Source organism: Pseudomonas sp. Irchel 3E13, from assembly GCF_900187455.1.
Classification (GTDB): Bacteria; Pseudomonadota; Gammaproteobacteria; order Pseudomonadales; family Pseudomonadaceae; genus Aquipseudomonas.
The window spans coordinates 145,079-157,760 of record NZ_FYDX01000003.1 but is presented as its reverse complement, the minus strand read 5'-3'; the positions used below and the strand labels follow the sequence as shown (position 1 = coordinate 157,760).

At 60.0% G+C, this 12,682-nt stretch carries 10 protein-coding genes; 2 read left to right on the top strand and 8 right to left on the bottom strand.

Annotation, left to right across the window (positions count from 1 at the left end; translation table 11 throughout):
* Positions 1-324: 324 nt before the first annotated feature.
* The 4 genes from CKW37_RS32330 to CKW37_RS05505 all read right to left on the bottom strand — a co-directional run bounded on the left by CKW37_RS32330 (position 325) and on the right by CKW37_RS05505 (position 6,067).
* On the bottom strand, positions 325-888 hold the full coding sequence (locus tag CKW37_RS32330) for a hypothetical protein (protein WP_143501908.1): 564 nt from the start codon (positions 886-888) through the stop codon (positions 325-327).
* Between the two features lie 256 nt (positions 889-1,144).
* Entirely contained in the window at positions 1,145-2,560 is a 1,416-nt protein-coding gene (locus tag CKW37_RS05515; protein WP_095154621.1) for an HlyD family type I secretion periplasmic adaptor subunit, read from the bottom strand.
* Positions 2,557-4,641: a type I secretion system permease/ATPase gene (locus CKW37_RS05510; RefSeq protein ID WP_371864273.1), complete on the bottom strand. Its 2,085-nt coding sequence runs from the start codon at positions 4,639-4,641 to the stop codon at positions 2,557-2,559. Before CKW37_RS05510 ends, CKW37_RS05515 begins: the two co-directional genes overlap by 4 nt.
* A 229-nt stretch (positions 4,642-4,870) precedes the next feature.
* Entirely contained in the window at positions 4,871-6,067 is a 1,197-nt protein-coding gene (locus CKW37_RS05505; RefSeq protein WP_095154617.1) for a methionine gamma-lyase, read from the bottom strand.
* Positions 6,068-6,194: 127 nt separating this feature from the next.
* Between CKW37_RS05505 and CKW37_RS05500 the strand changes: the two genes are divergently transcribed.
* Complete coding sequence (locus tag CKW37_RS05500; protein ID WP_095154615.1) at positions 6,195-6,674, top strand: Lrp/AsnC family transcriptional regulator; 480 nt, start codon at positions 6,195-6,197, stop codon at positions 6,672-6,674.
* A 76-nt stretch (positions 6,675-6,750) separates the two neighbouring features.
* Here the strand turns inward: CKW37_RS05500 and cysN are convergent, their stop codons facing one another.
* The 3 genes from cysN to CKW37_RS05485 all read right to left on the bottom strand — a co-directional run bounded on the left by cysN (position 6,751) and on the right by CKW37_RS05485 (position 10,482).
* Positions 6,751-8,652, bottom strand: coding sequence for a sulfate adenylyltransferase subunit CysN (gene cysN, locus CKW37_RS05495; RefSeq protein ID WP_095154613.1), 1,902 nt, complete (start codon positions 8,650-8,652; stop codon positions 6,751-6,753).
* Positions 8,653-8,667: 15 nt separating this feature from the next.
* Positions 8,668-9,585, bottom strand: a complete 918-nt coding sequence (gene cysD / locus CKW37_RS05490; protein WP_095154611.1) for a sulfate adenylyltransferase subunit CysD — start codon at positions 9,583-9,585, stop codon at positions 8,668-8,670.
* Between the two features lie 138 nt (positions 9,586-9,723).
* The gene (locus CKW37_RS05485) at positions 9,724-10,482 is read right to left on the bottom strand and encodes a Nif3-like dinuclear metal center hexameric protein (RefSeq protein WP_095154609.1); all 759 of its coding nucleotides are present in this window, start codon (positions 10,480-10,482) and stop codon (positions 9,724-9,726) included.
* Between the two features lie 239 nt (positions 10,483-10,721).
* On the opposite strand from CKW37_RS05485, the gene algW reads away from it, so the two are divergent.
* Positions 10,722-11,879 carry a Do family serine endopeptidase AlgW gene (gene algW, locus CKW37_RS05480; protein WP_095154607.1) on the top strand — a complete coding sequence of 386 codons (1,158 nt, stop codon included), beginning with the start codon at positions 10,722-10,724 and terminating at the stop codon, positions 11,877-11,879.
* Positions 11,880-11,907: 28 nt separating this feature from the next.
* Here algW and CKW37_RS05475 read toward each other — a convergent pair whose 3' ends face one another.
* On the bottom strand, positions 11,908-12,672 hold the full coding sequence (locus CKW37_RS05475; protein WP_095154605.1) for an amino acid ABC transporter ATP-binding protein: 765 nt from the start codon (positions 12,670-12,672) through the stop codon (positions 11,908-11,910).
* Positions 12,673-12,682 lie beyond the last annotated feature (10 nt).

Below are 12,682 nucleotides of genomic sequence, written 5' to 3'. Positions count from 1 at the left end.
CACTTCCGCGCGCACAGCCATACCCGCAGATAACGGAATGCCCCACTCATTCACTCAAATATGGCTTTGTTCCAATTACGCCGCAGCCATATTCTTCACAATTTTAGAAGTTACCGTTTCAGCAAGCGGAATTCGAACTTCCCCCGCAACCGATTTCATACAGCTAATTGCTGCGACCCCGCAACAGAGTCAGCACTTACTACACCACTCGCAAGAATCGCGTATCGATCCCCCTCGCCGCCAAGTACTTATACATGACGACAGGTCCCTCCCCCTCGAGAACTGCTCTAGCGTCATCCAAGTCCTGCGCCGTCAATTTATTCATCACTCACTCCCAATCAAACCATCATTAAAAAAACTTACTGAATCGGTTAAAATCTCGCGCCATAAATTTATATTTTCTGACGGAAATTCAACTTCCGCGAAAGCATCAAGCTCCGGAATTAAAAACCTCGCCATGCATCTATAGTTTTTGTTCTGGATTGGTAACCAGAGGCAATAAATCAAGTGTTCCACTGCCCCATCTCGCTCGCTCCAATAAAAATCAGAATAACTATCTCTCCAGACAGGACCGTAACCTCTGACGTGATACAAACCGAGATCATTTTTATACTTTGCCCCGCACATTTGTTCAGGTGTAACAAAGTCAAGCGAAGTCTCCAATACCTTCGACATACCTTTAAATACTGGCAACAAAGGCATAATCGTAATGATCACCCCGGTAAACTCCGATGAAGCCCCAACGCTAAAACTAACTGGTTTCATATCCGGCCAAGACATCATCATTGTTAGTGATCTCAAGTTCGCACCACACCCTTTTTTATTTTTGATAAATCCGGGACCCCATGAACTTTCCCCCTCATACTCCGGCCAAAATTTCACGTACACTTTGGGATACCTGAGCACATACCCAGAAATTTTTCCGCACGTATAGGGATCATAAAAAACCGGGACAACAGGAGGGCTAACAACCCAGTCAAATACCACCTTCAAACATATAACCCCCAATAAAAAAATTAGTGAAGCCGCAAGAACCCTGAGCAAATTCCACGCAAATGTAAATACAGAAAAAAACCACCTCAGAATTAACACCTAGCATCCTCCAGGTCTGACACCCGTTAATTTGGGATTATTTTCATCGTCCTTATCGCTCCCCCAAACTCTCCCTCACATGCCGCTGCAACGGACTCAAGAAATAACTGATCACCTTGCGCCTATCCGTTATCACTTCCGCACGCACAGCCATACCCGCAGATAACCGAATGTCCCGCTCATTCACTCGAATATGGCTTTGTTCCAGTTTCACCCTGGCGCTGTACATCAACCCGCGCCGTTCATCCTCGATGGCGTCGCTCGAAATACTTTGAACAACACCGGGAATCACGCCGTACTTGGTAAACGTGAACGTCTCGATCTTTATTTCTACCGGCTGACCAGGAAAAACAAAGCCGATGTCCTTGTTCTCGAATTGCACTTCCACTTCAACGGGCTGCTTGACCGGAACAATCACCATCAGCGTCTGCGCTTCGGTAACAACACCCCCACGTGTGTGAATCGCCAATTGCTGGACAGTGCCATCGACCGGCGATGTGAGGGTCTTCAGGCGATGCCGTTGTTCGGCCTTGCTCACCTCAAGCGTCAGGGCTGCAACCCGCTGTCCGGCTTCGCCGTAGAGGTCGAGCATTGCCCTTCGGGTTTGCGCGATGACACCGGCATGACGGTGGCTGGCGGCGTTTTTCGCCGCGGTCAGTTCCTCCACCCGCAAACGCTGCGTCGTCAGTTCCCGCTCTTGGTCGAGGCGAATCTGTTCCTTTTCCAGGTACAGGTGCTTGGCCATGGCCGACTCCCGCCACAGCAGTTTGTAGTCAGCGGCCAGTTGCCGGGTGATGACCAACATCTGCTGCAGCGACTCGACCCGGGCACTGGCGGAGCGGATCTCGGCGCTGCGCTGTTCGATTTCAGCCGTCACCTGATCGAGGGCCGCACGCAATTCCAGGTACTGCCCCTGCAACCAACGTTGCGCGGCCTGTTTTTGCACGGCGGGTGCGTCGGGTATAAGCGCTGCCAGCGGTTCCGGTTCGCGCTGTCGCTCGATGGCTGACAACAACGCCTGCGCCCTGGCCTTGTCGATACGGGCTGCCAGCAGCTCACTGCCCAGTCGCTCGACCTCGGCGGCCGTTATCCGGTCTTCCAGTTCCACCAGAAGATCACCGGCCTTGACGACTTGCCCGTCGCTGACGTGGATAACACGGATAACGGCGCCCTCACTGGCCTGGATCAACTTGCTCCGACCACTGGGAACGATCTTTCCCGCGGCACTGGCGACAACATCGATTTCGCCGATGCAGACCCAGGCGAGGGTCAGGGCCGCGAAGAGCAGCAAGATCCGTTGCAGGTAACGCGGCGCGGGATGCACGGGTGTTTCCTGCAAGGCGAGCGCGGCAGGCAGGAACTCAAGTTCGTGTCGCGTTCGCTGCGGCCCGTCCATCGAGCGGCGCTGACGCCAGGCTTCACGCCAAACCTCGCAATAACGCGCCATCAGCATCCTGAGGGCAGTCATTCGCCGCCCCCTTGCTGCAACCGGTGCAGGTGGGCATAGACACCATCAGGTTTGCGGAGCAACTGCTCATGAGGGCCTTGCTCGACAATCTGCCCGCGCTCCATCACCAGAATGCGGTTGGCATGGCGCACGGCAGACAACCGGTGAGCAATGATGATGACCGTGCGCTCGCGACAGATATGCGCCATGTTCTGCTGGATGATCCGCTCCGACTCGTAGTCGAGGGCACTGGTGGCCTCGTCGAGAATCAGGATCCGCGGATTGCTCAGCAAGGCCCGGGCAATGGCGAGGCGCTGCCGCTGCCCGCCCGACAACGAGGCGCCATGCTCCCCCACCATCGTGTCGTAGCCCTCGGGCAATTCGAGGATGAAATCATGGGCGCCCGCCAGCTTCGCCACCCGCACGATGTCCTCGATCGGCGCGCCAGGGTCGCTGAGGGCGATGTTGTCGCGGACACTGCGGCGAAACAGCATGTTGTCCTGCAGTACGACACCGATCTGCCGGCGCAGGGAGGAGACATCCGCGATCGCCAGGTCCATGCCGTCGAGCAGCACCCGGCCGCGCTCCGGCGAATAGAGGCGCTGGATCAGCCGGGTCAGAGTGCTTTTGCCGGAGCCAGAGCGGCCCACGACGCCAATCAGCTCGCCGGCCTCGATCTGAAGGCTAACCGCACGCAATGCTTCACTGGCATCGGGCCGGTAACGAAAGCTCACCTGGTCGAGTTCGATACGCCCGACCAGTTTCGGCAGCACGCTGCCGTTGCCATGGTTCGCTTCGGTCCGGGTATTGAGAATGTCGCCCAGTCGCTGAATAGACAGCCCAACCTGCTGGAAACCGCTCCACAGTTGAGCCAGGCGCATGATCGGTTGCGACACGCGGCCAGCAAGCATGTTGAAGGCAATCAACTGGCCGACTGTCAGTTCTCCATCGATGACCAGCCGCGCGCCCAGCCACAGGGTGATGACGGTGACCAGCTTGCCGATCAACGCAGCGCTCTCATGGGCGAGGGTGGAAAGGTTCTGCGTCTTGAAACTGGCCGATACATAGGCGGCCAGTTGGTCGTCCCAGCGCCGCGTGACCTGCGGTTCCACCGCCATCGACTTGAGGGTGTCGATGCCATTGATGGTCTCGACCAGAAATGCCTGGTTTTCGGCGCCGCGGTTGAAACTCTGTTCCAGCCGGGCACGCAGTATCGGGGTGAGCAGCAGGGAGATCAGGACATACAGCGGCAGCGATGCCACCACCACCAGGGTCAGCCATCCGCTGTAGACGAACATGACCGCGATGAACACGATGGAAAACAGCACGTCCAGCACCAGGGTGATGCTGTTCCCGGTGAGAAAACTGCGGATGTTTTCAAGCTCTCTCACACGGGCGATGGAGTCACCCACCCGGCGCGACCGAAAATACGCCAGTGGCAATTCCACCAGGTGTTGAAACAGCCGCTTTCCCAACTCCACGTCCATGCGGCTGGCCGTGTGGGCAAACACATAGGTGCGCAACAGGCTGAGCAGGGTTTCGAACAGGGTAATCGCGAGCAACCCGACCACGATTACGTCAAGCGTGGTCAGCCCCCGGTGCACCAGAACCTTGTCCATCACCACCTGGAAAAACAGCGGTGTCACCAGGGCAAACAGCTGCAGGACGAACGACACGAACAGCGTTTCAGCCAGTAGCTTTCGGTGCTTCACCACGGCGGGGATGAACCAGGTGAAGTCGAATCGCGCCGCTACGCCGGGAAGGAGCGCCTGCGAACGCACAAGGATCACCTCACCACTCCAGCGTTTGCCCAGGGCGTCGAGCGTCAGTACTTGCGGGGTCGCTGTACGGGGATCCTGAACCAGCGCCTGACTGCCCTCGAGCCGGGCAAGGATGAAGTACTCACCGTCGCGGTCAATGGCAATGGCCGGTAGCGGCAACCGGGGAAGACGCTCAACCGTGCACGTGGACAGCGTGACCTTGAGGTCGAGCTGCTTGAACGCCTGAAGTAACTGAGGGGTGGAAAAGCGCGCCCTGCCGGCCGCGAAGCGGTGAACAAGTTGCTCTGCGCTAGCCACCGTATTGTGATAACGCGCCAGCATGACCAGGCATGCCAGACCAGAGTCCAGCCACTCGCCTTGTTGATTCCGATTGTCTGTCGCCACCGCGAGTGCCTCATGTCCGGGAAAAGCATCCCCGGAAACTAGGCTCATTCACTGGTGAGAAAAATCATGCTGGATCCTGCAATGGCGACAGAAATTTCGGTAACAAAATCGAGGTCTTGTAAGGGGACTACAGGAAGTCAGGTAACTAGTTGTAATCCCCTTCTACTCAATCTTGCGCCCGCAACGCGTGTTTGATATCCGCCAACAAGTCCTCGACATCCTCCAGCCCCACCGACAACCGCACCAGCCCTTCGGAAATCCCGTAGCGGGCCCGCTCCTCCGGCGTGTAGCTGGAATGGGTCATGCTCGCCGGATGCTGCGCCAGCGACTCGGCATCCCCCAGGCTGACCGCGCGGCTGAACAATTGCAGGGCATTCATAAAGCGGCGGCCGGCAGTAATGCCGCCCTTTAGCTCGAACGCCAGCATGCCGCCCGGCAGCGCCATTTGCCGCTTCGCCAGGGCGTACTGCGGGAAGGACGGCAAGCCGGGGTAATGCAGTAGCTCGACTTCCGGCTGTTGCTGGAGGAATTCGGCTACGGCCATTGCATTGGAACAGTGGCGGTCCATGCGCAGGTTAAGGGTCTTCAGGCCACGCATCAGCAACGACGCATCGTGAGGCGAGAGCACCGCACCGGTCATGTCCTTGAGCCCTTCCAGGCGGATGCGGTCCACCAGCGCCTTGCGCCCGACCACCAGCCCCGCAGTGATGTCGCCATGACCGCTGAGGTACTTGGTCGCCGAATGCACCACCAGGTCCGCGCCCAGCTCCAGCGGGCGTTGCAGGTAGGGCGTGCAATAGGTGTTGTCGACGACCAGTGTCGCGCCGTGGCGATGGGCGATCTTCGCGACACCGGCGATGTCGGCCAGGTGCATGTTGGGGTTGGCGGGCGACTCGAAATAGATCAGCCGCGTTGCCGGTGTGATGGCAGCCTCGACCGCTTTCAGGTCGGCCATATCGACATGCTTGAGCTTGACCCCGAACTCACCGATGCCGTGGTGCAGAAAGGCGAAGGTGCAGCCATACAACGTGCTGCCCAGCAGCACTTCGTCGCCGGGGCGCAGCAGCGTCCACAAGGTGGCGGTAATGGCGCCCATGCCGGAGGCCAGGGCCAGACCTGCCTCGCCACCTTCCAGTGACGCCATTCGCGCCTCCAGCAACGCCAAGGTGGGGTTGGAGATACGGCTGTAGAAATGCCCGGCTTCTTCGCCGGCAAAACAGGCCGCGCCGTATTCGACAGTGGGAAAAGCGAATGTGGCCGTCTGGTAGATCGGCGGCACCAGCGCCCCTCCGTGGGCCTGTGGGTCGTAGCCATGGTGAATGGCACGGGTGGCGAATCCTGGGTTTCTGGTCGAGCCGCTCATGACAACAGCCTCTTGTGGTTTGTAATAAGCTTATGCCACTGACCGACTAATATTTTTCCAAATGTGACCACCGCTTTGGGGTATTGCAGGCATGAAAGCTCATGATTCGGCGAAGACAGGGCAAATTTTGCCCAACGCCATTGATCGCACCGACCGCGCCCTCCTCGCCGCCCTTCAGGACAACGCCCGACTGACCATTTCGGAATTGGCCGACACCGTCGCCCTGACCACCTCGCCCTGCTGGCGGCGGGTCAAGCTGCTGGAGGAAAGCGGCTATATCAATGGTTACCAGGCGATCCTGTCACCCAAGGCCCTGGGTTTCGGCGTTACCGCCTTCGTCAGCATCATGATGGACTCACACACCAAGGACATGGCCCGCGCCTTCGAACAGCGGCTGATGGAAATCCCCGAAATCGTCGCCTGCCACAATATTTCCGGGCGCTATGACTTCCTGTTGGAAGTGCTGGCGCGGGACCTGGAGTCCTTCGGCGAATTCGCCCGCGAGGTGCTGCAATCGTTACCGGGTGTGAAAGAAATCTATTCGAGCTTTTCCTATAAGGCGGTGAAGGAAAAACGGGTGATCCCGGTGTCGGAGAAGCACATCTGAGGCCACCTTCGCCAAGCACAAAAAAACCCGCGATGGTTTTCACCATCGCGGGTTTCTTGTTTTTCAGCGTCGACGCTTAGATCGCGCCACGCTCACGCAGCACGTCCAGCACCTGCTTGACGCCCTCTTCCACGCTGGTGGATTGGGTGTCGATGACCAGGTCGGCGTTCAGCGGCACATCGTACGGGAAGCTCTCGCCCGGGATGTTGTCGCCGCCAGCGGCGTACAGGCCTTGCGGGTCACGCTCGCGACAGGCTTGCGGGGACGCCTGGACGTAGACGGTGACCAGACGCTCCTTGCCGATCAGCGCCTTGGCCTGCTCGCGGCCTTCGGCATCCGGTGCAACGAATGCGGCCAGGGTCAGCAGGCCGGCTTCGTTGAACTGACGCGCCACGTGGGCGGCACGACGCCAGTTCTCGGTGCGACCGGCGCGGTCCTGTGGCAGACCCTTGTTCAGGTCATGACGCAGGTTCTGGCCGTCGAGGACGTAGACCGCACGGCCCATGTCGAACAGCTTGCGCTCCACGGCATAGGCCAGGGTGCTCTTGCCAGCGCCGGACAGGCCGCTGAACAGCACGGTGGCCGGCTGCTGGCCGAAGCGCAGGGCGCGCTCTTCGGTCGCGACGTGGGCCAGCTTGCCATGCTGACCGGTGCTGCCATGCGGCAGGACCGGCGGCGCGATGATCATGCCGGCGCCGACGGTGCCGTTGGTCAGGCGGTCGATGACGATGAACGCGCCGGTGGTGCGGTTGCTGTCGTAACCGTCCAGGGCGATGGCGGTATCGAGGCTGACCTTGACCCGGCCGATCTCGTTCAGTTGCAGTGCGCTCGCGGCACCCTGCTCCAGGGTGTTCACATCGACCTTGTGGGTGATGCTGGCAACCGAGCCCGGCACATAGCTGGTGGCGCGCTTGATGTCGTATTTCTTGCCCGGCAGCAGTGGCTCTTCGGACATCCACACCAGCATCGCGTCGAACTGGTCGGTCACCGGCGGTACGTTGTCGGCGTGAACCAGCAGGTCGCCACGGGAGATGTCGATCTCGTCTTCCATGGTCAGGGTTACGGCCTGGCCTGGGCCTGCGTTCTCCAGCTCACCTTCGTAGGTGACGATGGATTTGACGCGGCTGCTCTTGCCCGACGGCAGCACTACCACGTCGTCACCCTTGTGTACCACGCCGCTGGCGATGGTGCCGGCGAAGCCGCGGAAGTTGAGGTTCGGACGGTTGACGTACTGCACCGGGAAGCGCAGGTCGGTGAAATTGCGGTCGGCGGCGACTTCAACGGTCTCAAGGATTTCCATCAGCGCGGGGCCGGTGTACCACGGCGAACGCTCGCTGCGGTTGACCACGTTATCGCCCTTGAGCGCGGACATCGGCACGAAGTGCAGGCTGCTCGGCTGAAGGTTGATGCCCTCGGCGAACTTCAGGTAGTCGGCCTTGATCGACTCGAAGACCTGCTCATCGAAGCCCTTGAGGTCCATCTTGTTGATGGCGACGACGATGTGCTTGATGCCCAGCAACGACGCGATGTAGCTGTGGCGGCGAGTCTGGGTCTGCACGCCGTAACGGGCATCGACCAGGATGATCGCCAGGTCACAGGTGGACGCACCGGTGGCCATGTTGCGGGTGTACTGCTCATGGCCGGGGGTGTCGGCAATGATGAACTTGCGCTTGGCGGTGGAGAAATAGCGGTAGGCGACATCGATGGTGATGCCCTGCTCACGCTCGGCCTGCAGGCCGTCGACCAGCAACGCCAGGTCGATGTCTTCGCCGGTGGTGCCGACTTTCTTCGAATCGCGGGTGATGGCCTCGAGGTGGTCCTCGTAGATCATCTTGGAGTCGTGCAGCAGGCGCCCGATCAGGGTGCTCTTGCCGTCGTCGACGTTGCCGCAGGTCAGGAAACGCAGCAGTTCCTTGCGCTCGTGCTGGGCCAGGTAGGCGAGGATGTCCTCGCTGATCAGATCAGATTGGTGCGACATGGAGTAACCCTGAAATTAGAAGTAGCCTTGGCGTTTCTTGTCTTCCATGGAGCCGGCGCCATCGTGGTCGATGACACGGCCCTGGCGTTCGGACGTACGGGTCAGGAGCATTTCCTGAATGATGTCCGTCAGGGTTTCGGCCTCCGACTCGACGGCGCCCGTCAGCGGGTAGCAGCCGAGGGTACGGAAACGCACCTTCTTCTTGACGATACGGGCCTTTTCCTCGTCGCTGAGGTGCTCGAGGATGCGATCGTCGTCGATCATGATCAGGGTGCCGTTCTTCTCGATGACTTCACGCTCGGCGGCGAAGTACAGCGGGACGATCGGGATGCCTTCGAGGTAGATGTACTGCCAGATGTCCAGCTCGGTCCAGTTGGACAGCGGGAAGACGCGAATCGACTCGCCTTTGTTGACCTTGCCGTTGTAGACGTTCCACAACTCGGGACGCTGGTTCTTCGGGTCCCAGCGGTGCTTGCTGTCGCGGAAGGAGTAGACGCGCTCTTTGGCGCGGGACTTCTCTTCGTCGCGGCGCGCGCCACCGAAGGCGGCGTCGAAACCATGCTTGTCCAGCGCCTGTTTCAGGCCCTGGGTCTTCATGATGTCAGTGTGCTTGGAGCTGCCATGGGTGAACGGGTTGATGCCCTGCGCCACACCTTCCGGGTTGACGTGGGTGATCAGTTCAAGGCCCATTTCCTCGACCATCTTGTCGCGGAAGCTGTACATCTCCTGGAATTTCCACTGGGTGTCGACATGCATCACTGGAAACGGCAGCTTGCCAGGGAAGAAGGCCTTGCGTGCCAGATGCAGCATCACGGCCGAATCCTTGCCAATGGAATACAGCATCACCGGGTTATCGAACTCGGCGGCCACCTCACGAATGATGTGGATGCTTTCCGCCTCCAACTGTTTCAAATGCGTCAGTTTGTCGACCATGGCTACTCACGGGAAAACGATCTTATGGACGGCCAAGCGGGCCGTGTTCGAGCGGGCAACTTTATCACAGCGCCCGATTCTATTTAGGAAGGCGGCTAGAACGAAACAGTATATGGATATGCCCAGTCGTTTTAGGATTCAGACCGGATTGGGGCAATCGATGAACAGATGTTCCAGGGCGAAACGCCGCGCCAGGTAGTCGCCCAGCGCCTGTACACCGTAGCGCTCGGTGGCGTGGTGGCCGGCGGCGATGAAGCTGACGCCGTTTTCCCGGGCACTGTGGAATGTCTGCTCGGAGGCTTCGCCACTGATGAACAGGTCGACGCCGACGGCGATCGCCTGGTCGATATAGCCTTGGCCGCCGCCGGTGCACCAGCCGACCCGACGGATAATCTCCTCGCCCTCGATCAGCAACGGCTCGCGCCCCATCACTTCACTGACGCGACGGGCAAAATCCCGCGCCGACACGGGTTCGGCCAGGGAGCCGACCAGGCCCACCACCCGTGGGTTGTTCGGGTCTAGCGGGCCTTCCACGGTAATGTCCAGTTGCCGCGCCAGTTGCACGTTGTTGCCCACTTCCGGGTGGACATCCAGCGGCAGGTGGTACGCCAGCAAACTCAGGTCGTTTTTCAACAGGGTTTTCAGGCGGCGCTGCTTCATGCCGGTGATGCAGGGGTTCTCGCCCTTCCAGAAATAGCCGTGGTGCACCAGCACCAGATCGGCCCCGGCCTCGACGGCAGCATCCAGCAACGCCTGGCTGGCGGTCACGCCGCTGACGATGCGGGTGACCTGCGGCCGGCCTTCGACCTGCAGGCCGTTGGGGCAGTAATCCTGGATTTTCGCGCTACCGAGGTAGCGGTCGGCTTCCTCGACCAGGGTAGTCAGGGCAACAGCCATGGAAAGACTCCTCAATTCAGCAGTTCAGCGCGGCGCAAGGCCCCGTATAATGCCCGCCATTATGGGCCGTCGACTGTGTTGGGGAAACCGGCGGCAACAACCTGGGGGCATTCGGCCAACGTCATCACAGGCCGAATGATTTAGCTGTTCCTGCACAGGTCTTGCCGAAGTATGATCGCGCGCGTTCATTAACTCCCCACTGCGTCATCGGCTCGGGCCAACCCCCCAGGATCCATTCAATGTTCAAGGCTTTGCGTTACTTCGGCTGGCCACTGTTCACCGGCGTGCTGATCGCGCTGCTGGTCATCCAGCGTTTTCCCCAATGGGTCGGCCTGCCCAGCCAGGACGTCAACCTGCAACAAGCGCCGCAGACCACCAGCATCGTCCAGGGCCCGGTGTCCTACGCCGATGCGGTCAGCCACGCGGCGCCCGCGGTAGCCAACCTGTACACCACCAAAGTGGTCAACAAGTCCGCGCACCCGCTGTTCGAAGACCCGCAGTTCCGGCGTTTCTTCGGTGACAACCTGCCCAAGCAGCGACGCTGGGAATCGAGCCTGGGTTCGGCGGTGATCATGAGCCCGGAAGGCTACCTGCTGACCAACAACCACGTGACCGCCGGCGCCGACCAGATCGTGGTGGCGCTCAAGGATGGCCGCGAAACGCTGGCCCGGGTCATCGGCAGCGACCCGGAAACCGACCTCGCGGTCCTCAAGATCGACCTGAAGAACCTGCCGGCGATCACCATCGGCCGCTCCGACAATATTCATATCGGCGACGTCGCCTTGGCCATCGGCAACCCGTTCGGGGTCGGCCAGACCGTCACCATGGGCATCATCAGCGCCACCGGGCGCAATCAGTTGGGCCTGAACAACTACGAAGACTTCATCCAGACCGACGCGGCGATCAACCCCGGCAACTCCGGCGGCGCGCTGGTGGATGCCAGCGGCAACCTGACCGGTATCAACACGGCGATCTTCTCCAAGTCCGGCGGCTCGCAAGGGATCGGCTTCGCCATTCCGACCAAGCTGGCGCTGGAGGTGATGAAGTCGATCATCGAGCATGGCCAGGTGATTCGCGGCTGGCTGGGCATCGAGGTTCAGCCGTTGAGCCAGGAACTGGCCGAGTCGTTCGGCATGCAGGGCCGACCAGGCATCGTGGTAGCGGGTATTTTCCGCGATGGCCCGGCACAGAAAGCCGGTCTGCAACTGGGTGACGTAATCCTCAGCATCAATGGCGAACCGGCCGGCGATGGCCGCCGCTCGATGAACCAGGTGGCGCGGATCAAGCCCAATGAGAAGGTTGCGATCGAAGTGGTGCGCAATGGCAAGCCGCTGAAACTGGTTGCCGAGGTAGGTCTGCGACCGCCGCCAGCGCCGGCGGTGCAGGAAGAGAACTGATTTCGGGGCCGCTTGCGGCCCCTTTTCATTAGTGCAGGATCTGGCTCAGGAACAGCTTGGTTCGCTCGTTCTGCGGCCGGTCGAAGAAGTCATCCGGCGCAGCCTGCTCGACGATTTCCCCTTTGTCCATGAAGATCACCCGGTTCGCCACGGTGCGGGCGAAGCCCATTTCGTGGGTCACGCAGAGCATGGTCATGCCGTCTTCCGCCAGGCCGACCATGGTGTCGAGCACTTCCTTGACCATTTCCGGATCGAGGGCCGAGGTCGGCTCGTCGAACAGCATGATCTTCGGCTTCATACACAGCGCCCGGGCAATCGCCACACGCTGTTGCTGACCACCGGACAACTGACCGGGAAACTTGTTGGCCTGCTCCGGAATCCGCACCCGCTCCAGGTAGTGCATGGCGATTTCCTCGGCCTTGCGCTTGGGCATCTTGCGCACCCACATCGGCGCCAGGGTGCAGTTCTGCAGGATGGTCAGGTGCGGGAACAGGTTGAAGTGCTGGAACACCATGCCGACTTCGCGGCGGATCGCCTCGATCTGCTTGAGGTCGTTGGTCAGCTCCACGCCATCGACCACGATGCGACCTTGCTGGTGTTCTTCCAGGCGGTTGAGGCAACGGATGGTGGTGGACTTGCCCGAGCCCGAAGGCCCGCACAGCACGATGCGCTCGCCCTGGCGCACGTTCAGGTTGATGTCCTTGAGCACGTGGAACTGGCCGTACCACTTGTTCACGCCCTGCATCTGGATAATGCCTTCAGGGCCAACAGGCTGTTTGATCGCTTCGCTCATCAAAATCTCT